A 24,881-nucleotide genomic window follows, 5' to 3' on the forward strand; every position below is an offset into this window, starting at 1 on the left:
GCGATGAAAAAAATCTATCAATGGTTGTTAATGGGTGGCTTAATGGTTTTGACTTTTTGTTTAGGCATTACTACTTATGCAGAGTCTAAAACGAGTCATGCTGGAATTACCTTTACTGGTGATGGTTCGATTGAAGTCTCTGTAACTTTGCAAAAAAAGGATAAAAAAACAAAAGAAGTATTATCAGATGCGACGTTTGAACTACGAGATGAAAAAGGAACAGTAGTAGAAGTAGCTCAATCGATGACGACAGATGGAAAAGGAGAAATACACCTTACCCGATTGTTTCCAGGAAAATATATGTTTGTGGAAACAAAAAGCCCAAAGGGGTATCAACTAGATCAAACCCCAATCTCATTTGAAGTGGGATTTGATCAACCTTCTGTAAAGGTTACAGCTTATAATGAAAAAAGTAAAAAAACAGGTGGTACAACGCAATCAACAACACCTGTAGAGAGTACGAATAAAAATCAAAGTACAAGCAGTAAAAAGCCTGTAGCTCAAAAACAAGAAGTAGCTAAGAAAGCAAAAGGAAACCTACCAAAAACAGGTGTCAAAATGTCATCCGTTTGGATGATTCTAGGTATCCTTATTTTGGCAAGTACTATTTATGGGATGTATCGGAAATATATAACAAAGTAGCTAAACAAGTGGAATGAACAAATCTTAGATTTTGTTTATATAAATATTTTTTAGAAAGAAGGAGAAAATTTATGAAATCAATGAAATTGACTAGTGCATTAACAGTGGCTATGATTGCAGGAGGGATTGGATTCTCTTCAATTTCTGCAGATGCAGCACCACAAAAACAAAATTCTACAGGGAAAGTAACTTTTACTGCAGGAGACTTAACTTTGGATCAAGTGCCTGATTTTAATTTTGGGGCACAAGAAATAAAAGCTACAACGGAAACTTATGGTGCGCAAGACGAAAGTAAAGTACAAGTAACTGATTTACGAGGTTCTTCAGCTGGATGGAATTTAACAGTAACAGCAGGGAAATTAAAAACAGCTAGTATGAAAGAGTTAGTAGGTGCACAAGTAACATTACATTCAGGGCAAGCTAATAATGATAACGGTGAGACAGTGACTGTAACAGATGGTATTTTAACACCAGATTCGGCAGTTAAAGTATTAGACGCAGCTATTGGTCAAGGAAATGGTGTATCAACTGGAACATGGGCAGCAAACACAGGAGTAACGTTAGAAGTTCCTGGGACATCTGCAAAATTAGCAGAACAATATACTGCCGATTTAACTTGGACATTAACGGATGCGCCAGCACCATAAATAATAAAAGAAAAAGAGGGAAGCAAATCGCTTCCCTTTTTTCAAAGGAGAATGGGGACATTTAATAGTGGGAATAAAGTAAGAGATATGTACGAAACATTAAACAACTGCCTATATTTAGTGGCTTTACAGATACTTGGTGGCAGACAATTGTTTATACATTTCCCATGATTTTAGTAATTGGACTAATTAAAACGATTAGAAAGGATGAAAGAGTATGAAACAAATAGCAGTATACATAGGAGTAGGAATCATTTCGCTACTCAGTCTAATAGGTTTTTCCCTTACGGGAGTAGCGACAGAAAATCAAGCAGATTTTTCAGTGAATGCAGAACAATCTGCGTATCAAGTGGATAAAAGCAAAACATATTTTGATTTGTCGTTACCTGTGAATGAATCTGTGCCTCTGGTTATACATGTAACAAACAATTCAGAGGAAACAATTGAAGTGGCAGGAGAATTGAGTCCAGCAACCACCAATATTAATGGTGTAGTGGAATATGGTAAGACTCAAAATCAACTTACTTCGAGTGTCCCTTTTGATATTACAAAAGTTGCTTCTTTTGAAAAAGAAAAGCAAACAATTGCCCCTAAACAAACGGTAGATTTTGTAGTAAATGTTTCTGTTCCGACTAAAGATTATGCAGGGGTTGTGGCAGGAGGAATTACTCTTCGGGATGTTACAGAAGAAAAGACTTCAGATGAAACAAAAGGGATGTTTAAAAATAAATTTGCCTATGCCATTGCGTTACTTGTTCATGGAGACAAAACACCTGCAGAAAATGCCGTTGCGTTAAAAGAAGTAACCCCTACACAGGTAAATAGTCGGAATGTAGTTAGTGCAGCAATTGAAAATAAAACGGCAAACTATATTAATAAAGTATCGATTGAAGCAAGTGTAACAGATACTAGTGGAAAAGAAGTGTTAAGTGAAAAGAAAGAAGACATGCAAATAGCGCCTAGTAGTCTGTTTCAGTTTCCAATTTATTATGAAAAACAAGCGATGAAGGCAGGAAAGTATACGTTAACAATGACCGTAAGATCAGAAAAGCAAGAATGGCAATTAAAAAAATCATTTACAATTACAGAAGAAAAAGCTACTGCATTGAATAAAACAGATGTTTCAGAGAAAGAAGAAAGCAGAAACGTTCAGTGGTTAGTACTTGGCTTAGTAGGAATTATTTTCTTACTGTTGATTATTCTTATAGTTGTATTGAAAAAGAAGAAATAATGAGGGATTTAAAGCTTGCAAATATATAAAAGCAGATACTTAAGAAGAGTATATTCATGATTTACCTCCGGGTTAAATAAAACTTAAAAATGATTGTACCAAGATTTTTATAAAAATGAAGATTGAAATATGAAAAGAATTACGATAAAATTTTACTAGACTGTTACGTTGAAATTGTTCTTCAGAGACTATTTCTTCCAAACCACCTACTAACTAGATAGGTGGTTTTAATCATTATTTTCGGAGGTTGTGTTTTGGCCAAAAAAAGTAAAGATTTAATAGATATCGGATCCTTTGTGCATTGTCAATCTGTCATGGGACAAACGCTCAAAGGAAAAGTTGAAGTGATAAATCAATATACAGTGATTGTTTTTGATGGAGAATTTCGTCATGTGGTCACGAAAAAACAGTTGAAAGAGTTAGGCTATTCTTTACCAAATAAAAGAAAAAAATAAGCAGAGAGGGATTCCTTTTTGCTTATTTTTTCGTTCGTATAGATTGTTGATCGAAGTCGAAAAGTGCACCTTCACAGTCAAGAGTTACCTTCTTTTTATCTGAAGATATTTCAGATATTACTCCATGTAACCCTCCAATAGTCACAACAGCGTCTCCTGGTTGTAAATTGTTAAAAAAATCTTGTCGTTCTTTTTGTTGCTTTTTTTGTGTACGAAACAGATAAAAATACATAGCAACAATAACTAGCAACATGATAAGCATCAGTTTCATTTCTCCTTGTTAATTTGAAAATTTTTATATAGATATCAAGGCTATTTTATAAAAAAAGTATTGATGACAATATTTGTTTTGAATAAAATGGTACAATAATCAGGCGAAAAACAATTGGGAATGATGGATACCAACTTACAAAAATGTTAGGGAAATTCTTTTGTTTTAACATTTACAAAACTATACCAATAGTTCTATAATTTCTATATAGAAGACGTTTTCTAATTTTTATTTTCGAGGGGAACATTCATGAAAAAGAAATTAGTTAAAGGCTTAGTTATTTGTGGCATGATTGGGATTGGTTTTATAGCATTAGGAACAAATGCAGAAGCTGCTACGTATTACGGAAATGGTGTGTATTGTAATAAGCAAAAATGTTGGGTAAATTGGGGACAAGCTTGGTCAGAAGGAGTTAAACGTTGGGGAGATAATTTGTTTGGTAGTTTTAGTGGAGGAAGGATTTAAATGATTGATATTGAGGAAACAAAAAAAATAATTCATGAACTATATAATAGTTTAATGAAGCGTGATAAGACCAAAGCTATATTAGATATTACAGATGTTTTACTGCAAGTCTATAAAAAAATAGATAGTGAAAAATATCCAGAAATATTAATAAATAAAATGGTGAATTATATCTACATCGTTGGTTTTGACAATAAAATTCATTTTTTAGGAAATGATGAAAAGTTATTAATTAAATTGGGAGATATATCTAAAAAGGCTGGAATTAACAGTAAATATAAAGCTAATTTTACAGATAAGTCTCAATTCTATAGCTATTCTGAAAAAATACCTATTAGATAAATATAAACTAGTATGTATTACACAAAAACTCACTGTTGATTAGAGCAGTGAGTTTTTTTAATACCAAGGTGCAGTAATCAAAGACAACAATAAAATAAGTGCCGTTGCATATGTACAATGCACCTGTGGTTGTCTTGCAAGCAGAGTTACGAGTGATTCAGGAAAGTATAAATATTTCTAGTGTAAATGAGTTTACACGCTAGCATAGGACAGTTAAATCAATTATTGAAGATTTTATTATTGAATTGGCAGAATTTCAATCTATGATATAATTAATGCGGCAGCTCGCCTCGATTGGAGGTGTGTTATTTGTGAAAGATTTAATGTCGTTGGTTATCGCACCAATCTTTGTAGGATTGGTTCTGGAATTGATTTCTCGTGTGTTGGACGAGGAAGACGATAGCCGAAAGTAAGCTGTTATCAACACACACGCTAGGAGTCGCAACTAGTGTAAAAAAAAGCAATCCTATTCGCCGTAGGATTGCTTTTTGTGTTATTTGTACGATTTAATGTCGTTTCGCATCTTTAGTATAACATATTTTTGTAGAAGGTCAAATAGAAGTGAATGTTCTATTTTTATACAATTAGAAACTAATTAACACATATATTTGTGTGCATGTTTATGCGCACGACCATGCGTGTAAGTTATGTTGCACACTTGATTAATAAAGTTTTATTGAAAACGATTAACATAATTGTAAGTTTTCTTAAACGTTATATTTATGATTGACCTAGTGCTTTTTTATGTAATAAATTATTTAGTCGTTTGTGAGTAGTTGTTTCTTTTTTTATAGAAAGAACTAGGTCTAAAGGAGTTAATTTTATTCTATTCGTTATTCGCGCATGGCAATTCCCTAGTTCTTTCAGCAAATTAGCTTCTATACAGGCTAATTCGTCTTTTGCTTTTTACGATAAAATAACACCTTTCTTTTACCATCCGCTTTTTTGTATCTTTGAAAGATAGTGTAAAATACTGTGATATTTTTAATAAAGTATATTTGAAAAGAGGAATGGAAAATATGGTTGTTTGTTACCATATGGAAGTTGTTTATAACAACAAATGTAAAAATCAAATCAAAGACACTAAAATAAACGTATAGATATATTTATTTTAGTGATTGCAAATAAGTCAAAGGACTACAAATTTATATTGTTGTATAAGTTATTTATTAGGTAAAAATAGTGAAAGAGACAAAAGAAATTTTTGTCTCTTTTTTTATTGTTGATAGCTTTCGATTAGAAACGAAACTTCTCTCTTTTACAAGGAATATTTCTATACATAAAATTACACAAAAAATAATATTTTTTCAATAAGATTAAATAAAAAAATTTATTTTTATAAATTAAAACCTTACATATCAAGCGAAAAAAACAATAAAATAACAACTTTTTTTGTTTGAAAATAAGACAAAAATTTCTTGAGTCTTTTTTCTGAAGATGAGAAATCACTTTAAGAGAAGTTGTAAAAATAGTAAAAGAGGGAAGGTGTTTATGTCGCATTGCATAGCAAAATTGGATAAAACTAAATTGCTTTTTAAAGGGATAAGTTAGTTTTATTATATAAAATTAAAGAGGGAGGAAGTGTGTTTGCAGCAGAATCAGAAATAGCTCTTACCTCTTCTTACCCCTTAAGAGAGGAGGTAATCAGCGTTGTAAGAAGTCAAATTTTTATAGCTGTTTAATCAAGCCTATAAGTTTAAAATTTTGTATGGTTTCAAAAAGTAATAGGGAGTGATAAGGTTTTGACTAAGAATAGAATGTATTGGTTAGTCATAAAAAATTTTTTCTTAGGAGTGTTTATCCTATTTATTCTGGGAGGAATGACAACAAGTGCACAAGAGTTGGATTATAAGAACACCTTGCCATATTATGGCTATAATGAAAACTCTGAAAATAATGGACAAGGCTATTTGAGAAAGACGGTTGCTGTTTTAGGTGTTGGAAATATATCTGATAATACGGCAATAAGCTCGGGGAATCAATCACAAAATGGCTCTTCTATTAGTGGTGGTTGGGAAGTAGGCCCAAATGATAAAGTAGTAATGGATTTGCATGTAGAAGGTATGTTATTGAAAAAAGAAATAAATAGAGTGAATTTTGAGTTTTATTATAATGATGTAATTGAGATTGATACAACTATTGCGCCACAAGTTGTTCTTCCAGATGGAAAATCACAGCCTTTAACTTGGGGAAAAGATGTAATATATAGTCCTGAAAATAAGAAAATTACAGCTTCATTGACTCCAGATCAGTTGTTAATGCCAGATAATAATTATAGTCCGGCGATAAGAATTCAGGGACAAATAAAAGAGTTTTCTATTGGAGATTACTCCCAAATTCCATTAAATTTGCGAATTACTACACAAGCAGCGGATGGGAATACGTATGTTTCTGGTGTAACAGGTTATTTTAGTTCTAAAAATCAGTTAACAGCACAAAAAACAGTGAAAAATTTAAGTGATACTTCTTCGGACAAATTTTACGAAGGAGACACTATTGAATATGTAAGTGAATTAAATAATACAGTAGCTAAACCTACTGTTGATGTAAAAAATATTACTGTTGAAGATGAATTACCAACAGGGTTTGAGTATGATCCTGATTCACTAGTTATTAGTAAAGTAGGAGTGACTGGGGAAGAAATCATCACAAATCAAGTAACAATGCATGAAAATTCAACGAAAAAAATCAGCTTTACATTAAATAGTTTGGAAGCAAACACGAAATTAATTGTAAAATACCAAGGGAAAATTTCTACAGGTATTACAGAGCTGACAAACACAGTAAAATTTATTGGGAGTCAACAAAATGTAGCAAATAATCCTATGATAGTAACCAATACTATTCAAGTAAATAAAGATTTGAGTAGTATTGAAGTAAAAGATTCTTCGATTTTTGTTGGAGATCCATGGAAGAAAGAAGATAATTTTGTTTCAGCGACTGACAGATCAGGAACTCCATTGACTGTTGATCAAATACAGGTAATTGGAAATGTCGATAATCAAAGGCCAGGAAAATATCCAATAACTTATAAAAATGGCAGCATTGAAAAAATTGCTACAGTTACTGTAAAAGGAAAACTGGAATTGAATGTTCCAAGTACTTTTGATTTTGGAATACATGAATTAGAAAAAGGAACAAGCTATTATGAGCCACGCTTTTCTGAAAATGAAGAATTTACTGTTATTGATAGACGAGGAAAAGGAAGTAAGTGGCAATTGACAGCTAAAATGAATTCTGTGTTAACAAATAATGAAGGAAAAGAACTTCCTAACAGTTTAATTTATAAAACAGAAAGTGATGAACAAATTATTACACAAAATTCTGCACAATTGATAGCAAGTAAAACAACTACTGAGTCGGAAGATAGCACAGATATAACAGTAAATTGGAATGCTCAAAAAGGAATCTTATTGAAAATTAAAACAGGTGAGGCTTCAATAGGAGAGTATACAGGAACAATTGAATGGACGTTAAACGATACGCCATAGAAAGGAATAGAAGCGATGAAAAAAGTCTATCAATGGTTGTTAATGGGGAGCTTAATGGTTTTGACTTTTTGTTTAGGCATTACTACTTATGCAGAGTCTAAAACGAGTCAAGCTGGAATTACTTTTACTGGTGATGGTTCGATTGAAGTCTCTGTAACTTTGCAAAAAAAGGATAAAGAAACAAAAGAAGTATTATCAGGAGCGACGTTTGAACTACGAGATGAAAAAGGAGCAGTAGTAGAAGTAGCTCAATCGATGACGACAGATGGAAAAGGAGAAATACACCTTACCCGATTGTTTCCAGGAAAATATACGTTTGTGGAAACAAAAAGCCCAAAGGGGTATCAACTAGATCAAACCCCAATCCCATTTGAAGTGGGATTTGATCAAACTTCTGTAAAGGTTACAGCTTATAATGAAAAAAGTAAAAAAACAGGTGGTACAACGCAATCAACAACACCTGTAGAGAGTACGAATAAAAATCAAAGTACAAGCAGTAAAGAGCCTGTAGCTCAAAAACAAGAAGTAGCTAAAAAAGCAAAAGGAAACCTTCCAAAAACAGGTGTCAAAATGTCATCCGTTTGGATGATTCTAGGTATCCTTATTTTGGCAAGTACTATTTATGGGATGTATCGGAAATATATAACAAAGTAGCTAAACAAGTGGAATGAACAAATCTTAGATTTTGTTTATATAAATATTTTTTAGAAAGAAGGAGAAAATTTATGAAATCAATGAAATTAACTAGTGCATTGACAGTGGCTATGATTGCAGGAGGGATTGGATTCTCTTCAATTTCTGCAGATGCAGTAGCACCACAACAAACTACAGGGAAAGTGACATTTACTGCAGGGGACTTAACGTTGGATAAAGTGCCAAGTTTTGATTTTGGTACACAACAAATTACGACACAAGATAAAGATTATGATGCGCAAGCACAAAGTGAAGTTCAGGTGACAGATTTACGTGGTTCTTCAGCTGGATGGACACTAACAGTTACAGCAGGGAAGTTGAAAGCTGGAGTAAAAGAATTAACAGGGGCTCAAGTTAGTCTAGCTAGTGGAGTAGTAGCTAATTCAAGTAATGAAACAGTCACAGCTTCAGATACGACTTTGACACCAGAACAGTCAGTGAAAGTGATGAATGCAGCAGCTGGAAACGGAAATGGAGTGACGACTGGGACTTGGCAAACAACAGGCGTGAAATTACACGTTCCAGGAACTTCAACAAAATCAGCAGAACAATATACTGCAGATTTAACTTGGACATTAACGGATGCGCCAGCATCATAAATAATAAAAGAAATAGAGGGAAGCAAATCGCTTCCCTTTTTTCAAAGAATAATGGGTGTATTTAACAGTGGGAAGAAAGTAAATGGAGTAAAGAAATATGTATGAAACAAGATGTATAAATGATGAAAAAATTCTTCAAGACAAGAACAAAATTAAAGCGACACGAATAGAATTATTACGTTTGATGGCATTAGATGATGAATGGCATAGAGATGAAACCAGTGAATTATATAAGAAAATTATGGCGTGTAGTGAAGAATTACGACGATTAACTTCTGATAAGAGAAAAATTCGTAGAATGAGTCAAGAAGAATATATGCGTTTACGAGCATTGGGGTATACACTTCATGAGATTGCGGATTATTATGGTGTCTCTGTATCTTATTTAAATAAATGGCGTCAGAACAAAGGGATAATCGTATAACTAATGAAAGAAGGGATGAACTGTGAAAAAAAGATGGCAACAAGTACAATCAATTATTCTTTCCTATCTTGCAACAATTATAGGATTACCTGTAATCTATTCTTTGGATAAACAACTGCCTATATTTAGTGGTTTTACAGATACTTGGTGGCAAACAATTGTTTATACATTACCCATGATTTTAGTAGTTGGACTAATTAAAATGATTAGAAAGGATGAAAGAGTATGAAACAAATAGCAGTATACATAGGAGTAGGAATCATTTCGCTATTCAGTTTAATAGGTTTTTCCATTACGGGAGTAGCGACAGAAAATCAAGCAGATTTTTCAGTGAATGCAGAACAATCTGCGTATCAAGTGGATAAAAGCAAAACATATTTTGATTTGTCATTACCCGTGAATGAAGCTGTTCCTTTGGTTATACATGTAACAAACAATTCGGAAGAAGCAATTGAAGTGGCAGGGGAATTGAGTCCAGCAACCACCAATATTAATGGTGTAGTGGAATATGGCAAGACTCAAAATCAACTTACTTCGAGTGTCCCTTTTGATATTACGAAAGTTGCTTCTTTTGAAAAAGAAAAGCAGACAATTGCCTCTAAACAGACGGTAGATTTTGTAGTAAATGTTTCTGTTCCGACTAAAGATTATGCAGGCATTGTGGCGGGAGGAATTACTCTCCGGGATGTTACAGAAGAAAAGACTTCAGATGAAACAACAGGGATGTTTAAAAATAAATTTGCCTATGCTATTGCGTTACTTGTTCATGGAGACAAAACACCTGTAGAAAATGCCGTTATGTTAAAAGAAGTAACCCCTACACAGGTAAATAGTCGGAATGTAGTTAGTGCAGCAATTGAAAATAAAACGGCAAACTATATTAATAAAGTATCGATTGAAGCAAGTGTAACAGATGCTAGTGGAAAAGAAGTGTTAAGTGAAAAGAAAGAAGACATGCAAATAGCGCCTAGTAGTCTGTTTCAGTTTCCAATTTATTATGAAAAACAAGCAATGAAGGCAGGAAAGTATACGTTAAAAATGACCGTAAGGTCAGAAAAGCAAGAATGGCAATTAAAAAAATCATTTACAATTACAGAAGAAAAAGCTACTGCATTGAATAAAACAGATGTTTCAGAGAAAGAAGAAAGCAGAAACGTTCAGTGGTTAGTACTTGGCTTAGTAGGAATTATTTTCTTACTGTTGATTATTCTTATAGTTGTATTGAAAAAGAAGAAATAATGAGGGATTTAAAATTAGCAAAAAAATTGGTAAAATGAACTAAGGTAACGATCGCACCCTCAATATAATAATGTCATGAATTTAAACCTCGATTTTTTTGCGGTTGTTACCTTTTTATTTTGGGATGGAAAATTTCTAAATGTCCTCTTTATTTCTTTTTGTTATTTCGCCAGTGATAAACTCCTGTTAAGATAGCGGCTATATAAAAAAGGCAGATACTTAAGAAGAGTATATTCATGATTTCCTCCTAGTTAAATAAAAGTCATGAATAATTGTACCAAGATTTTTTAGAGAAGTTAAGATTGAAATAGGAAAGTTAATACGATAAAATTTTTATAGACTGTTACGTTGAAATTGTTCTTCAGAGACTATTTCTTCCAAACCACCTACTAACTAGATAGGTGGTTTTAATCATTATTTTCGGAGGTTGTGTTTTGGCCAAAAAAAGTAAAGATTTAATAGATATCGGATCCTTTGTGCATTGTCAATCTGTCATGGGACAAACGCTCAAAGGAAAAGTTGAAGTGATAAATCAATATACAGTGATTGTTTTTGATGGAGAATTTCGTCATGTGGTCACGAAAAAACAGTTGAAAGAGTTAGGCTATTCTTTACCAAATAAAAGAAAAAAATAAGCAGAGAGGGATTCCTTTTTGCTTATTTTTTCGTTCGTATAGATTGTTGATCGAAGTCGAAAAGTGCACCTTCACAGTCAAGAGTTACCTTCTTTTTATCTGAAGATATTTCAGATATTACTCCATGTAACCCTCCAATAGTCACAACAGCGTCTCCTGGTTGTAAATTGTTAAAAAAATCTTGTCGTTCTTTTTGTTGCTTTTTTTGTGTACGAAACAGATAAAAATACATAGCAACAATAACTAGCAACATGATAAGCATCAGTTTCATTTCTCCTTGTTAATTTGAAAATTTTTATATAGACATCAAGGCTATTCTATAAAAAGAAAGTATTGATGGCAATATTTGTTTCGAATGAAATGGTACAATAATCAGGTAAAAAACAATTGAAATTGATGGATACCAACTTACAAAAATGTTAGGGAAATTCTTTTATTTTTACATTTACAAAACTATACCAATAGTTCTATAATTTCTATATAGAAGACGTTTTCTAATTTTTATTTTCGAGGTGAACATTCATGAAAAAGAAATTAGTTAAAAGCTTAGTTATTTGTGGCATGATTGGAATTGGTTTTACAGCATTAGGAACAAATGTAGAAGCTGGCACGTATTACGGAAATGGGGTCTATTGTAATAAGCAAAAATGTTGGGTAAATTGAGGACAAGCTTGGTCAGAAGGAGTTAAACGTTGGGAAGATAATTTGTTTGGTAGTTTTAGTGAAGGAAGGATTTAAATGATTGATATTGAGGGAACAAAAAAATAATTCATGAACTATATAATAGTTTAATGAAGCGTGATAAGACCAAAGCTATATTAGATATTACAGATGTTTTACTGCAAGTCTATAAAAAAATAGATAGTGAAAAATATCCAGAAATATTAATAAATAAAATGGTGAATTATATCTATATTGTTGGATTTGACAATAAAATTCATTTTTTAGGAAATGATGAAAAGTTATTAATTGAATTGGGAGATATATCTAAAAAGGCTGAAATTAACAGTAAATATAAAGCTAATTTCACAGACAAGTCTCAATTCTATAGTTATTCTGAAAAAGTACCTATTAGGTAGTAATGGTTCTGCGTTCAATCAAATAATTACAAAATCTTGTTGTCCTAGACAACTTTGTAGTTTTTTTAATCTAGGTAACTTTTTAGTTATTTACTCTGATATTGGAATTTAGTTGTGGATGAAAATTTATAGGTATGCAAATTTTTTTACAAAGGTATGATAATAAAGAGATGAAGAAATCGATATTTTTTAAAATTATTATGGTAGTAGTTATATATGTAGTTTTTTTAATTAGTAATATAGGTATAGAATATATACCTATAGAAGATCCGTCTATTTTAAAATCTGTTTTACAATTTGGTTTTAACTGTATTTTAGCGTGGATTTCATATTTATTAGTAAGAACGTTTAAGTTAACTAATGATAGATTGTTAACTAGTAAAATTACAAATATCTGGCTAGCGATATTAGGAATAATTCTAGTGCTGTTTTTATTGATAGTAATAAATATTCCAAAAAATACTGAAGATATTTTCAGTGGAGGACTAAATTTATTAGTAAATTCTTTTTTTGTAGCTATTGCAGCAGCTGTATTTGAAGAATTTTTAGTTAGATTATTAGCATTTTCATCATTTTTAGAAATATTTAAAAAAAATAAGTATTCTTTAGTTTTTGCTTCAATAGCGTCTTCCTTTTTATTTGGAGTATTGCACATTTCTAATTTAACAACGCAATCTTTTGAAGCAACCATGCAGCAAATTTTTTATGCAACAGTTTTAGGCTTATGCTTCTCTGTAATCCGAATTCGATTTAATGGATTAAAATATGTTATTTTCTTGCATTTTTTAATCGATTTTCAGCCAACAATAATTGACAAAGGAACTGCGGCATCGTCTTGGGAACAAATATTTTTAGTATTTATACCAATTGCGATTGTGTCTATTATTTGCTTAATTCAATTAAATAAAGATAATAAGAATTTGAATTATTTATTTTAAAAAGGACAAAGTTGTATAAAAGATAGGAAAAGCTGAAAGCTTCAAGGGAAATTAAAAAAATGGTTGGGTGTAGCATGAGCCCTAGGCTCCTAGATAGGAAGGATTAGTTTAAAATGAATAAACAACAAGAATTGCTAAAGTTACTTAGTAAATCGTATAATGCCCCTAAAATAAATGAATATAAGGGTTTGAAAGATAAGTTATTTGAGTGTGCCAAAAGATTGACAACTAATGAAACTAATATTGGTGAAGTTTGTTATAAATTAAGTGCAATTAATAGTGAGTATTTAGCAAGACATCATTTTGAAATGCCTGAATCAATTATTGAATTGCAAAAATTTATGACTAAAGAGGGTCAAAAATATAGAGGCTGGGCGTCTATCGCTATTTGGAGTTAAACAATCGTTTTTTTAGGAGAGTTTATGGATACCAAGAAGAAAGAAGTACTAGAAAAAATTATTCAATTAACAAATAATGCATTAGCGAATCCACAAATTTTTTCAGATAAAAACTTAAAGGATCTTTTATTGAAAATAAGAAAAGAAGCTTTATCAGGAAAATTATTCTATGATTTTAGAAAAGAGCTACAACCAATAATTAGTGGATTTACGTTAAGAAATAATTTTCAAACGCCTAGTGAACTGTTAGAATTACTAACACTGATACAACCACTTAAAGGATGGTCAGGATTTTAATTAAATATAAACTAGTATGTATTACACAAAAACTCACTGTCGATTAGAGCAGTGAGTTTTTTAGTTGTTTTTTGACTATATTTATGAATCTTAAAATATAGGTGGAATTTAACTATACTGTAAATTTGAGAGAGCACTTCTAAGCTATTTTCAAAAATATTACTAGGTAAAATTATGCAATAAAGATATTTAAACGTTCGTTATTACATTAAATATTATGGATAACTGTACAATTTATGATTTGTTTAAGTGAACATCTAAAACAAATTTACTTTTATTGTTAATGAAGTAAGATTTAGAAAATTCGAATGCCCTACCTTTTTGATCATATCCAATTTGTTCAATAACAAGAACGGCATCATTTTTTTTTATATTCAATGAATTACTAATTTCTTCGGTTGCTTTGTCTGCGTATATAACTCTCCGCGCATCAACCAATTGTAATTTTAATTCTTTTCCTAAATAATCATATACAGAACCTTGTAAAATTTCTTTAGTAATAGGTGCAATTGACACAGGCATAATTACATGTTCAAAACTATAAACTTTACCATTTAATAAGCGAACTCTTTTAAATTCATAGATAGGGTCGGGTGTATTTAAAGATAATTGTTGTTGTTCATCTTTGGTAGGTAAACGTGCATCAAAAAATAAAATTTTACTTTCAATTTTTTGATCGCGATGAGAGTATGTAACCCCAATCGGTAAATCTAAAGGCAATAATTCACTTGTATTATTATCAATAATTGGCCGAATATACGTGCCAGAACCTTGTTTGCTATATATTAATCCTTCATTTTCTAATAATGAGAGTGCTTTTTTTAAAGTAATTCGAGAAACGTTATATTTTTCAGCAAAAAATTCTTGAGTGGGTAATAAAGTGCCGGCTCGATAGTGATTAGTTAAAATATCCTTTTTAATGTCTGAATATATTTCGCGATATTTATACAATTTGTAAACTCCTATTCTTTTCATTTGTATATACATTGTACACCAGCTTAATAAATTTGTATATATAATTTTTGTGAATAATATTTACAAATATAGATATTTGTATATAATTAAATCAGGAAACGTTTTCTATAAAATTTGGAAGGATGTACTATTTATGAGATTTGATATTCAAAAGCTTCAAGAACCATTACTAAAAGTTTCTGCTTGGGTTGAAGGAAATACTATTTTACAAGCCATAAAAAATGCATTTGTTCGTACAATTCCATTTACAGTTGTAGGATCATTTTCAAACTTAATTAAAATGCAAATAGATGCTTTGATAAAAAGTCAAGGAATTGAAAATGCAATTTTATCAAATATAAGTAATCTATTTGGTTATTTAGGAAATGCAACTTTAGGTATTGTGGCAATTATTGTTGTCTTTTCTTCTGCCTATTCATATGCAGTTGAATTAAAAAATAAAGAAAAGAATGAACGTTTAAATCCGATTATAGCTACATTACTTGCTTTGTCAGCTTATTTTGTAATGGTTCCTAACAATGTGAACTATCTGGATTCGAAGGCAGATATTATTGAAGGATTTGCCTCTTCTTTCTTCAGTTATGAAGGGATGTTTACAGCACTTATTGTAGGTATGCTTGCAGTAGCTCTTTTTTCTCGTTTTACTCGAAGCAAATTTACAATTAAAATGCCAGGAAATGTCCCACAAAATGTATTTGATTCTTTCTTTTCTTTGATACCTATTAGTGAAGTATTACTAATATTTGGCATTCTTAGAATTATTATTCAATCCTTGGGCTACGTATCTTTATTACAAATGATTTCAGAAGTTTTAATTAAACCATTATTAACAGTTGGAACAGGATTACCAGCAATCATTATTGTTATTTTGTTACAACAAATTTTGTGGTTTTTAGGATTACATGGATTTAATATTGTTTGGGGTGTAGTTTCAGCTTTTTGGTTACCAGTTTTCTTAGAAAATGTGGCAAAATTTGCGGAAACACAAAGCTTTGCAGATATTTCTATAGCACCAAATACTATGACAAATGTTTATGCAATGATTGGTGGTTCAGGGGCTACATTTGGTTTAATTATAGCTATGTTGATTTTTACGAAAAAAGGAGAAAAAGAGCGAGAAGTTGCTAAACTATCATTAGTTCCTGGATGCTTTGGAATTAATGAACCAGTTATCTTTGGTTTACCAATTGTTTTAAATCCTTTGATGTTTATCCCATGGATTGTTGTTCCTGTTGTTAATGCAGTAATTGCATATATAGTAACTTCTTTAGGATGGGTAGTACCATTAGTTGTTTTAAATTCTGGTAATGAACCAATTTTTCTTAGCACATGGGTTTTAGGAGCTTTTCACATTAGTCCAGTAATTTTAACGTTTGTATTGGTTGTTCTTGATGTTCTTATGTATGCACCTTTTGTTGTGTTAAATCAGAGACAAGAACGATTATCAGCTGGTTCAATTGAATCATAAAATTAATTGTAGAAGAAAAGGAGCAAACTCATGAAAAACATATATACTGTTGCCCATACTCATTGGGATTATGAATGGTATTTCACACGTCAGGAAGCACGTGTACAATTTATTTTTCATATGGATGAAGTTCTAGAAGCATTAGAAACAAATCAACTAGATTTTTATACACTGGATGGACAAATGTCGATTATTGAGGATTATTTATCGTTATTTCCAGAAAAAGAGGTGGAGATTAGAAAATTTGTAAAAGAAGGCCGATTGTTTATTGGACCATGGTTTACACAAATTGATGAAATGACCACTTCTGGTGAATCGATTATTCGTAATTTAAAAATAGGAATTTCGGAAGCAAAAGCTTTAGGAAATGTAATGCGAGTTGGGTATTTACCCGACTCTTTTGGACAAGGTCAAGATATGCCAAAGATTTATCAAGGCTTTGATATTCAACATGCTTTATTTTGGAGAGGAATGCCGAAAGAAGCAAACGCTCGTTATTTTTATTGGACGAGCAATGATGGCTCAAAAGTATTAACGGCTAATATCAAAAATGGCTATTATGCTGGAGTAGAATTAATTGAACAAAATAAATTTGATGAGTTAGTAGAAAAAATAAGTACACAAGCAACTAATGAATCACATTTATTACCTGTTGGTGGAGATCAAAGAGCTGTTGATTTTGATTTGAAACAACGAATTACGTTAGCAAATGCTGAAAGCAAAGATAATATACATTTTATAGAAAGTAACTACCCAGCTTTTTTTAAAGCATTAGAAAAAGAATCGATTGAGTTTCCAGAATTATCTGGTGAATTTATTGAGCCTTCGGATTCAAAAATACATCGAGGTATTTATTCTTCTAGATATGATTTGAAGCAAATTTATGATCGATTGGAGCGTAAACTAACGTATCAATTAGAGCCACTATCTGTTGTAGCTAAAAATTATGGCATTTCTGTTAAGCAAGGTTTAATTACTAGTCTTTGGAAAGTTGTTGCGAGAGGACAAGCTCATGATAGTGCTGGTGGCTGCAATAGCGATAAAACGAATCAAGATATTTATATGCGAGGTATCAATGGATTACAAGAAGTACAAGCATGTATTGATTATTTATTACGGAAACTAAGCATTTCTTTAAATGAAGGACAGGATAATAAAGTTTTCCTTTGGAACCCACTGCCTTTTGAATTAACGACAATTCGTAAAGTAGAAATTTCTACAAAAATGTCTAATTTTTCACTAGTTGATTCAAGGGGAAAAAATATTAACGTAGAAATTTTGAATCAGAGAAGAGAAAATGCTGCGTTATTAAGAAGAAATACAAAAATGATGAAAGATGAACATTATTTTGTTACTGAAATAGCGATTGAATGTTCATTACCTTCAATGGGATATGAATGCTATGAAATTCAAGAAACAGTTGAAAATCCTCCTAAACGTATAAGAGCTACTGAAATATCAAACGAATGGTATACTATTCAACTAAAAAAAGGGCAAATTTGTCTTTATTCAAAAGAACTGGATAAATGGTGTCATAATTTTTTATGGTTTGAAGATGGTGGAGATGAAGGAGATACGTATGATTATTCACCAGCATTTAATGATTGGATAGTACAACTTGATTTTGAAAATTACGAACACCTTTCTATTGAACAAGGTGAATTAATTAGTCGAATGGTTATTGAAGGTAGTTGGACTGTACCGTATAACTTAATTTCTAGGAAAGAAAAAATATTAGATGGAGTAGTAAATTATGAATTAATTTTAGAATTAAATAAATATACAAATTTAATTGATGTTAAACTGAACCTAGATAATCAGGTATTGGATCATCGACTAAGATTAATGATAGAAACAGAAACAAATGCTGCATTTTCCACAAGTGATACCCCATTCGGGGTGATTCAACGTCCAATTAATGATGAACATTTATCTGATTGGAAAGAAATAGGATATAAAGAAGAGCCAACAAGTATGAGACCAATGTTACATGTAGCCAATTTACATGACGAACAAGAAAGTTGGTCGTTTTTAACAAGAGGTAGTAAAGATTTTCAAGTTCTTGATAATGATAAGCAAATTTTAGCGATTACTGTTTTTAGAGGAGTAGGATATTTAGGGAGACCAGATACGTTGAGAAGACCTGGAGATGCTTCTGGTCTACAAATGAGAGAAGTTCCTACACCAGATAGTCAATTAGTGGGTCCAATTGTATTTGAAGGTAGTATTGTATTAGATACAATATTTGATATACAAAAATTACAAACAAAATATTTAGAAACAACCCAAGAGAGACTTTATTATCAAACGCAAGAAATAAATAGATTTACGACACCTATTCAATATTTTCCGGTAAATCCAATCAAAGTGAACGAAGAGCTTCACACGAAAGTAACACTTGTTCATTCGAATGTTGTATTTAGTAGTCTTTATGCGACAGCAAATAAACCAGGTATGGAATTACGATTATATAATCCAACCAATGAAGAAAAAAAATCACCAGGGACACTAGTGTTTGAGCATCCTGTTCAAGTAAAATTACTTAACTTAGAAGGAAAACCACTTGTTTCAATAGCTGAAAACTTAGAAGTATTAATTATGGAGTCATTTAAACCAGGAGAAATAAGAACATATGGCATTTTTTATTAAATAGAAATGGAGTAATGATGTGATAAATCAACAAGAACTAATAAAAGAAATTCAAAAATATGCAACTACAGTCAAATTAAATGATGCAAAAGCAACAAAATTATTTCAACTTGCTTTAGTTGATACAATTACTAATACAACTTTTTTTAGAGACAATGGAGAGATTTTTATAGCAACAGGAGATATTCCAGCAATGTGGCTAAGAGATTCAACTTTTCAAATATTGCCGTATTTAGAAATTGTAAAAGAAGTGCCTAAAATTATTGAGTTAGTTCAAGGAGTATTACAACAACAATTAAAATATATAAAACATGATCCGTATGCGAACGCATTTAATAAAGAAGCAACTAATCAACATTACAGTGATGATATATCGAATGTACCAATTTCTCCATGGGTTTGGGAAAGAAAATTTGAAATTGATTCTTTGTGTGCACCAATTTTTTTAGCAATTACTTTGTATAAAAAAGTAGGTTATACAAAACATTTAACTGATGAATTTTGGAGGGTTACTGAATTAATAATTGATACATTTATTAAAGAACAACATCATAATTCATCAGAATATTTTTTTCAACGAACAAATTGTCCAGAATCAGATACTTTGACTCGAAATGGTAAAGGATCTCCAGTAGCTTATACAGGTTTGGTTTGGAGTGGCTTTAGACCAAGTGATGATGCGTGTGTTTATGGCTATTTTATTCCAGGGAATTTCTTCATTCTATCAATATTAGAGCAGTTACAAGAGCTTTTAATATTGAATTTTAAAGAAAACCAATCAGTGTTGCGAAACAAGATAACTAAATTACAGAAAGATATAGAGTTAGGAATTCAAAAATATGCTATTTTAGAAGATGAAAAAGGCGATAGTTATTATGCATATGAAATTGATGGATTAGGAAATCATATATTTATGGATGATGCTAATATTCCTAGTTTGTTATCATTACCTTTTTTAGGCTGTTTAAAGGAAAATGATAAAACCTATAAAAAAACACGTGAAAAGATTCTAAGTAAAGAAAATCCCTATTATTACTCAGGAAAATATTTAGCAGGAATTGGTAGTCCACATACTCCTCCAAATTATGTATGGCCAATTTCACTTGCAGTAGAAGGCTTAACTTCGTCAAATAAAGACTTTGTGAGAGAAAAAATCAATCAAATTGCAAAAACAGATGCAGAAACTTTGCAATGTCACGAAGGAATTGATGTAGAGAATCCTAAAAACTATACAAGAGAATGGTTTTCTTGGGCAAATATGATGTACTGTGAGCTAGTTTTTCATTATTTAAAATTAAATCAAACAAGATAAAATAAGGGAAGCTTTAGTATGTTTTAAAGAACTTAGTTTTTTTGTAATTTTATTTGGCACAAACTATTAAATAATTAATCACAAAGAAAATAACTCAAGAGTAATGGAGTTTTTTTAGAAATAAATAAAACACCATAAGATTAAGCTAAATAGCTAATCTTATGGTGTTTTAAACAGAGAAGATCTATATATCTAGGAGATTATGTGTCTATCAAAACAATTTTAAACAAAAAGTACTATATTAACGATACAGGGCAGTAAAGCATTTTGATGAATATGATAAGTTATATTGACGTAGTAGTTCGCAATTTACGAAAAGGTGGTGATTTAGTATAAGGATATTTTTCTGATAGGAATAGTGTGTAAAAAAATACTAATAAACTTGAAATAATTATCGATTAGGTTTTTATAATATAAATAATCTAGTTAACATAAGATATATTATTAAAAGTAGAACAAAAAGGGAGAATGTTAGGGTTAAGTGCAACATATAATTGTTTTAGTATAACAATAGTTCGTGATTTGATCTATTATAACATGTTTCGATTTACGTATACATAGTATTGTTCGTTTTATTTTTTTATAACAATGTAAAATTTGTTTGCAGGTTTCTAGAAAACTTTCGATATTTGGAATCGGGTTGTTTAAGTAATTTACATATATTTTTTGTTTTAAATCGTTTGTTTAGCAATGTTTATCATTAAATTTGATTAAAGAAATAAAAAGAGAACTAGAAACATCTAGTTCTCCAAGCATAAACCAAAGTAATATATCCTATTTGATTTGAATTTGCACAAATGCTCTAACCTATTCTGTATTTATCATATGTAGTCTTCAGAAATTAAGTTGTATTTGACATTATTTTAGTAATTTAATTTTAATTCTGTTTCATCGGAATAATTCACTATGTGAGCCTATTCTAGCTAAAGTTAGAATTAATTTATCACCATCAATTTTATAAATCAACAACCAGTCTGGTTCAATATGACATTCTCGTGTGCCTATATAATTTCCTGTTAGTGCATGGTCTTTATACTTTGGTGGCAATGTTTGTTGTTCTTGTAAAAGTACTAGTACTTCTTTTAACTTCTCTAAATTCTTTCCTTGTTTCTTTGCTTTCTTAAAGTCTTTTTTGAATTGGTTCGTGTAAAATATTTCAAGCATTTAAATCCTCCATTAAATCCTCCACGGAAGAAAATCCACCATGAACGTTTCCCTCTTTAATGTCTTTTAATGCTTGTAGAGTTTCTTTGTTTCCCTTATTAATCATAAAAGGAATTGCTTGCTCATTAATAGACTGTTTTAAGAAAATAGTAATTGCACTTGTCATATTTAACCCTAAATCATCAAATAATTGTTCTGCTTCTTCTTTTAAATTTTCATCAACATTTACATGTATAGGTTTCTTTTTTGTAGTGGCCAACTTTATCCCTCCTTTATGTGAATAACAATAACATTTAATGTTGTTGAAAGCAACATTTTTTGTTGTTTGTTTGATTCAAACGTTCTATCTTATAAAGGATACAAGATTTATGTAAATGTTGTAGTTTAAGACACCTCTTCTTCTAATAAATATTCTTTACAAAGAATTAACAAGACTGATTTTCCTACACAACGAATCTCGGTAATAACCTTAATAAATTCAGAATCTTTAAACTGAATAAGCTAATTAAAACAAATAGATCTTTTAAACATTTTCATCCTTCTGTTGAAGTAAAATTCTATTATAAAATTATTTCAACATTATTTGAAGTTAACTTCAAATAATGTTGACTTTTTAAAACATTAGGAGTTCAAACAATCTCACAGTGCTATGTATCACTGTGAGAAAACTGACTGGTATTAATTTGAAAAAAATCAGTAAAATAAATAATGTATTCAATTTTTGATATTAAGTAATGTTGCATACAGTATTAGCAAAATTTTAGCTTAATAAAGTTAAATATGTTAGAATTTTATTGTAGGAAGCATATTATTCACTTCTTTACAAATCTATCTTAATCTTAGGCAGTCGGCGGAAAACGGCTGTCTATTTATCTGGTGAAGTATTTTAGGTTTGTTTATTTAGTTAGCTGTAAAGTGTCCTAAGTAATCCACGTTGAAGTCAAAACTAATATTTATAAGTCCTCAACGCTGTATTCGGTATATCCTTCATAATAATAACTAATATCAATACCCTTCATGAAGATTTCTCTATCATTAATTTTATTAGTTAAAGCATTTGAGAATAAGTATTTGATTTCCAAATCGTTGACCGGACTTCTTTCCATTGCAGACAAATAATCTTCCTTATTAATTAAGTTCCAGTCTACAACTTGCTTTAATTCTTTTTTCAGAATTAGGTCTAACCATATTCTTGTAGCTCTACCATTACCTTCACGAAAAGGGTGAGCGATGTTCATTTCAACATATTTAGCTACAATTTCATCTAAATTTCTTTGGGGCATTTTATCTATATGTTCTAAAGCGATTTCTAGGTACATTACTGGTGCAAAGCGAAAATTTCCTTTAGAAATATTTTGACTTCTAACTTTACCTGCAAATTCATAAATATCTTCAAACAAATAATTATGAATATATGATAGCCCCTTGAATGTTCCAATTTCTACTCTGTCAATATCTCCAGAGTCATATAATTGTTTTGCCTTTTCTTTACTGACACGTTCCTCAACTCTGTTTAACTCAAGTTGATTAATAATACCTAATTTGTTTTCTAACAACTGAATTCACCGCCTATTAATTATTAATCCTTTTTTTTCAATAACTCTTTCAACTTTCATGCTAAGTTTTTCAATGTATTTTAGCACGAAATCTACATAACAATCAAAAATATAAAGACACTTGCTATTCCCATTTTTTCATATGGTAAAAATAAACTCAATGCCATTTTTGAGATATGCTGCATCGTCATGATAGATTATTGATGATGTATAATAAACACTTTTTTCTACATATAAGATATTAATTTATATAGTTTTAACGATGAATGCTTGTAAAATATCTAATTTACTAGTTTCATTAGTAAGTGCTGCATTCCTAACAACTTGTATTATTCTTTTAGATGAAATTTTTAATAACCCTATTTCTTTAGGAAGCTGTTTAAGTGCAATGAGTGAGATATCTTCAGGAACAACGACCCAGCTATAATTAGTTTTAGTATTTAAAATTATATTGTTAAGTTTGTTATCCGAAAAAACTATTTCGATGCTATGTGTATTTAATTCTTGTGTATATTTACTAGACACGTTTTCTAGCAATAAAAAATCTAAAGTAACAGATCTCATCAATAACGAAGAATAAAAGGAAAAATTGGGAATTAGCTTATAAACTGATTTTCCTTTGTGATATGAATTCTTAGCAATTTGTAACCATGAACTTTCTGACAATGCAAACGAAAAATCAGATATAGTAAATATTTGTTCGTCACTACTATCAATTTTAGAGTATCTATTCTTTTTAACGATTCCCCCACCCTCTTTAGCTTGAATCGTTTTAATAGTTGACCAAGTGTTTACTAAATCAGATCGCTTAATATCTTTTGCTAAAACTTGTTGCATTAATTCATCTTTGATTTGGCTATTTCCTTGGCTAATTTTTTCTACTAATTCAAAGTTATCTGGACTGACTTCTACGTCCTCTATGTTAGGAACACTAACTCCCCTACTTCTTGCTCGTTGTTGGTAGTCAAAGTATATTTCTCCTGCTTTTTTTCTTTTCCATATTAGAGATTCAGTTACTCCTGTTACATATGCTAAATGTTTAATCCACTGTGTAAAAGAACTATACTCATTACGCCATAATTTACTATATTCTACTTCTCTTATTAGCTCGTATAGACGCACCCATGAATGAGTATCCTTAGACAATATTTCTTCAATTTCATGTTCTATTTTTCTTAGGTTCAATTTATCCTCCTTTCTGCCTATTTACTATAATACGTTATAGTAAATAGACGTTATAAAAAGAAAGAATTCATGAACATTAAATATTATATGTATTCTTTCTTCTTATTATAATTAAAAAATGTATTCAATGATTTGATCTATTTTAGCCATATCCTTTAAAGGTAAATGTTCTATTTGGCTTAACTTTCTTTCTGTAAAATCTAAAGATTTTAATTGGGAAATAACGACTTGTCCATGAGTTTCCATTTCATCAGGTAATGTATAACGAGTGGGCATATTTTTAATTGTAGAAGTTATGGGACAAATTACTGCAAACATTGTCTTTCTATTAAACTCATATCTAGAAACTACTAGACCTGGACGTCTTTTCTGTATTTCTTTTCCAGCTGAAGGATCGAAATCTATCCATACAATATCGCCCTTTTTAGGAATATATTTCTTTTCGTCACTCATTAAAATAATTCTCTCCCTCCAGGTTCAATGTCATACCATTCATCTTTTTCGTAGTACTCCCCTTCTGATCCACCACTAAATGGATCTTGTAATTTAGGGACTAACGTAATTGTCCCGTCATCAGAATACATCACTATATATTCTTGGTCTGCTTTTGGTTTCTGTCCGTTATTAGATGGTAATGTCAATACTACGGAACTTCCTTGTTTTCTAGATTTTGTGGTTAACATACAATCACCTCTTGTCTTTCATTATACTAAATAATTAATTAGT

General features: G+C 30.7%; 30 protein-coding genes and 1 pseudogene. 22 read left to right on the forward strand and 9 right to left on the reverse strand.

Annotated elements, in window-relative coordinates; all coding sequences use genetic code 11:
- Positions 1-3 precede the first annotated feature (3 nt).
- The 4 genes from IGJ90_RS14375 to IGJ90_RS14390 all read left to right on the forward strand — a co-directional run bounded on the left by IGJ90_RS14375 (position 4) and on the right by IGJ90_RS14390 (position 2,975).
- Positions 4-642: a SpaA isopeptide-forming pilin-related protein gene (locus IGJ90_RS14375; protein ID WP_104680813.1), complete on the forward strand. Its 639-nt coding sequence runs from the start codon at positions 4-6 to the stop codon at positions 640-642.
- A gap of 71 nt (positions 643-713) precedes the next feature.
- Positions 714-1,289: a WxL domain-containing protein gene (locus tag IGJ90_RS14380; RefSeq protein ID WP_104680814.1), complete on the forward strand. Its 576-nt coding sequence runs from the start codon at positions 714-716 to the stop codon at positions 1,287-1,289.
- A gap of 217 nt (positions 1,290-1,506) precedes the next feature.
- Complete coding sequence (locus IGJ90_RS14385; protein ID WP_202579668.1) at positions 1,507-2,520, forward strand: WxL protein host-binding domain-containing protein; 1,014 nt, start codon at positions 1,507-1,509, stop codon at positions 2,518-2,520.
- A gap of 254 nt (positions 2,521-2,774) precedes the next feature.
- Positions 2,775-2,975, forward strand: a complete 201-nt coding sequence (locus IGJ90_RS14390) for a hypothetical protein (protein ID WP_010709164.1) — start codon at positions 2,775-2,777, stop codon at positions 2,973-2,975.
- A 22-nt stretch (positions 2,976-2,997) separates the two neighbouring features.
- On the opposite strand, the gene yajC (IGJ90_RS14395) is transcribed toward IGJ90_RS14390, so the two are convergent.
- Complete coding sequence (gene yajC / locus IGJ90_RS14395; RefSeq protein ID WP_202499197.1) at positions 2,998-3,246, reverse strand: preprotein translocase subunit YajC; 249 nt, start codon at positions 3,244-3,246, stop codon at positions 2,998-3,000.
- A gap of 249 nt (positions 3,247-3,495) precedes the next feature.
- Here yajC (IGJ90_RS14395) and IGJ90_RS14400 point away from each other — a divergent pair, with 249 nt between their 5' ends.
- The 10 genes from IGJ90_RS14400 (at position 3,496) to IGJ90_RS14445 (ending at position 11,134) form a co-directional block, all read left to right on the forward strand.
- Complete coding sequence (locus IGJ90_RS14400) at positions 3,496-3,711, forward strand: leucocin A/sakacin P family class II bacteriocin (RefSeq protein WP_104680805.1); 216 nt, start codon at positions 3,496-3,498, stop codon at positions 3,709-3,711.
- On the forward strand, positions 3,712-4,053 hold the full coding sequence (locus IGJ90_RS14405) for a bacteriocin immunity protein (protein WP_438768432.1): 342 nt from the start codon (positions 3,712-3,714) through the stop codon (positions 4,051-4,053). It begins immediately after the preceding gene.
- A 302-nt stretch (positions 4,054-4,355) separates the two neighbouring features.
- A complete protein-coding gene (locus IGJ90_RS14410; protein WP_113851218.1) occupies positions 4,356-4,466 on the forward strand; it encodes a type I toxin-antitoxin system Fst family toxin in 111 nt (36 codons plus the stop codon).
- A 1,407-nt stretch (positions 4,467-5,873) separates the two neighbouring features.
- Positions 5,874-7,544 carry a bacterial Ig-like domain-containing protein gene (locus IGJ90_RS14415; RefSeq protein ID WP_181034003.1) on the forward strand — a complete coding sequence of 557 codons (1,671 nt, stop codon included), beginning with the start codon at positions 5,874-5,876 and terminating at the stop codon, positions 7,542-7,544.
- Positions 7,545-7,559: 15 nt separating this feature from the next.
- Positions 7,560-8,198 (forward strand): SpaA isopeptide-forming pilin-related protein, encoded by a 639-nt coding sequence (locus IGJ90_RS14420; protein ID WP_438768434.1) that lies wholly within the window; start codon positions 7,560-7,562, stop codon positions 8,196-8,198.
- 71 nt (positions 8,199-8,269) lie between these two features.
- Entirely contained in the window at positions 8,270-8,836 is a 567-nt protein-coding gene (locus tag IGJ90_RS14425; RefSeq protein ID WP_202579671.1) for a WxL domain-containing protein, read from the forward strand.
- Positions 8,837-9,020: 184 nt separating this feature from the next.
- Positions 9,021-9,260: a hypothetical protein gene (locus IGJ90_RS14430; protein ID WP_240186057.1), complete on the forward strand. Its 240-nt coding sequence runs from the start codon at positions 9,021-9,023 to the stop codon at positions 9,258-9,260.
- Positions 9,261-9,282: 22 nt separating this feature from the next.
- Entirely contained in the window at positions 9,283-9,489 is a 207-nt protein-coding gene (locus IGJ90_RS14435) for a hypothetical protein (RefSeq protein ID WP_438768436.1), read from the forward strand.
- Positions 9,486-10,499, forward strand: a complete 1,014-nt coding sequence (locus tag IGJ90_RS14440) for a DUF916 and DUF3324 domain-containing protein (protein WP_438768438.1) — start codon at positions 9,486-9,488, stop codon at positions 10,497-10,499. The genes IGJ90_RS14435 and IGJ90_RS14440 overlap by 4 nt, the downstream gene beginning before the upstream one ends.
- Before the next feature lie 434 nt (positions 10,500-10,933).
- Positions 10,934-11,134 (forward strand): hypothetical protein, encoded by a 201-nt coding sequence (locus tag IGJ90_RS14445; RefSeq protein ID WP_010709164.1) that lies wholly within the window; start codon positions 10,934-10,936, stop codon positions 11,132-11,134.
- Positions 11,135-11,156: 22 nt separating this feature from the next.
- Here IGJ90_RS14445 and yajC (IGJ90_RS14450) read toward each other — a convergent pair whose 3' ends face one another.
- The gene (yajC, locus tag IGJ90_RS14450; protein ID WP_202499197.1) at positions 11,157-11,405 is read right to left on the reverse strand and encodes a preprotein translocase subunit YajC; all 249 of its coding nucleotides are present in this window, start codon (positions 11,403-11,405) and stop codon (positions 11,157-11,159) included.
- 251 nt (positions 11,406-11,656) lie between these two features.
- Here yajC (IGJ90_RS14450) and IGJ90_RS14455 point away from each other — a divergent pair.
- The 5 genes and pseudogenes from IGJ90_RS14455 to IGJ90_RS14475 form a co-directional block, all read left to right on the forward strand.
- Positions 11,657-11,794 (forward strand): annotated as a pseudogene (locus tag IGJ90_RS14455) (leucocin A/sakacin P family class II bacteriocin); the annotation flags it as partial.
- A gap of 131 nt (positions 11,795-11,925) precedes the next feature.
- On the forward strand, positions 11,926-12,213 hold the full coding sequence (locus tag IGJ90_RS14460; RefSeq protein ID WP_225624574.1) for a bacteriocin immunity protein: 288 nt from the start codon (positions 11,926-11,928) through the stop codon (positions 12,211-12,213).
- A gap of 134 nt (positions 12,214-12,347) precedes the next feature.
- Complete coding sequence (locus IGJ90_RS14465; RefSeq protein ID WP_010709168.1) at positions 12,348-13,151, forward strand: CPBP family intramembrane glutamic endopeptidase; 804 nt, start codon at positions 12,348-12,350, stop codon at positions 13,149-13,151.
- Positions 13,152-13,264: 113 nt separating this feature from the next.
- Positions 13,265-13,549 (forward strand): bacteriocin immunity protein, encoded by a 285-nt coding sequence (locus IGJ90_RS14470; protein WP_192411290.1) that lies wholly within the window; start codon positions 13,265-13,267, stop codon positions 13,547-13,549.
- A gap of 24 nt (positions 13,550-13,573) precedes the next feature.
- A complete protein-coding gene (locus IGJ90_RS14475; protein ID WP_192411291.1) occupies positions 13,574-13,846 on the forward strand; it encodes a bacteriocin immunity protein in 273 nt (90 codons plus the stop codon).
- 234 nt (positions 13,847-14,080) lie between these two features.
- Here IGJ90_RS14475 and IGJ90_RS14480 read toward each other — a convergent pair whose 3' ends face one another.
- Positions 14,081-14,797 (reverse strand): GntR family transcriptional regulator, encoded by a 717-nt coding sequence (locus IGJ90_RS14480; RefSeq protein ID WP_174114384.1) that lies wholly within the window; start codon positions 14,795-14,797, stop codon positions 14,081-14,083.
- A 157-nt stretch (positions 14,798-14,954) separates the two neighbouring features.
- On the opposite strand from IGJ90_RS14480, the gene IGJ90_RS14485 reads away from it, so the two are divergent.
- The 3 genes from IGJ90_RS14485 to IGJ90_RS14495 are packed head-to-tail and all read left to right on the forward strand — an operon-like array spanning position 14,955 to position 20,250.
- Complete coding sequence (locus tag IGJ90_RS14485; RefSeq protein WP_104680790.1) at positions 14,955-16,289, forward strand: PTS sugar transporter subunit IIC; 1,335 nt, start codon at positions 14,955-14,957, stop codon at positions 16,287-16,289.
- 30 nt (positions 16,290-16,319) lie between these two features.
- Entirely contained in the window at positions 16,320-18,938 is a 2,619-nt protein-coding gene (locus IGJ90_RS14490) for a glycoside hydrolase family 38 C-terminal domain-containing protein (protein ID WP_192411292.1), read from the forward strand.
- A 19-nt stretch (positions 18,939-18,957) separates the two neighbouring features.
- Positions 18,958-20,250 carry a glycoside hydrolase family 125 protein gene (locus IGJ90_RS14495; RefSeq protein ID WP_192411293.1) on the forward strand — a complete coding sequence of 431 codons (1,293 nt, stop codon included), beginning with the start codon at positions 18,958-18,960 and terminating at the stop codon, positions 20,248-20,250.
- 888 nt (positions 20,251-21,138) lie between these two features.
- Here the strand turns inward: IGJ90_RS14495 and IGJ90_RS14500 are convergent.
- From IGJ90_RS14500 to mazE, 6 genes are all read right to left on the reverse strand, one after another.
- Entirely contained in the window at positions 21,139-21,414 is a 276-nt protein-coding gene (locus IGJ90_RS14500) for a type II toxin-antitoxin system YafQ family toxin (RefSeq protein ID WP_002360769.1), read from the reverse strand.
- Positions 21,407-21,673, reverse strand: coding sequence for a type II toxin-antitoxin system RelB/DinJ family antitoxin (locus IGJ90_RS14505; protein WP_002369771.1), 267 nt, complete (start codon positions 21,671-21,673; stop codon positions 21,407-21,409). Before IGJ90_RS14505 ends, IGJ90_RS14500 begins: the two co-directional genes overlap by 8 nt.
- Positions 21,674-22,367: 694 nt before the next feature.
- Complete coding sequence (gene fic / locus IGJ90_RS14510) at positions 22,368-22,970, reverse strand: protein adenylyltransferase Fic (protein WP_192411294.1); 603 nt, start codon at positions 22,968-22,970, stop codon at positions 22,368-22,370.
- Positions 22,971-23,216: 246 nt separating this feature from the next.
- Positions 23,217-24,155 (reverse strand): hypothetical protein, encoded by a 939-nt coding sequence (locus tag IGJ90_RS14515; RefSeq protein WP_192411295.1) that lies wholly within the window; start codon positions 24,153-24,155, stop codon positions 23,217-23,219.
- Positions 24,156-24,266: 111 nt separating this feature from the next.
- Positions 24,267-24,608, reverse strand: coding sequence for a type II toxin-antitoxin system PemK/MazF family toxin (locus IGJ90_RS14520; protein WP_001278770.1), 342 nt, complete (start codon positions 24,606-24,608; stop codon positions 24,267-24,269).
- A complete protein-coding gene (gene mazE, locus IGJ90_RS14525; RefSeq protein ID WP_000958277.1) occupies positions 24,608-24,838 on the reverse strand; it encodes a type II toxin-antitoxin system PemI/MazE family antitoxin in 231 nt (76 codons plus the stop codon). The genes IGJ90_RS14520 and mazE overlap by 1 nt, the downstream gene beginning before the upstream one ends.
- Positions 24,839-24,881 lie beyond the last annotated feature (43 nt).

Source organism: Enterococcus sp. AZ129, from assembly GCF_051714505.1.
Lineage (GTDB): Bacteria > Bacillota > Bacilli > Lactobacillales > Enterococcaceae > Enterococcus > Enterococcus faecalis.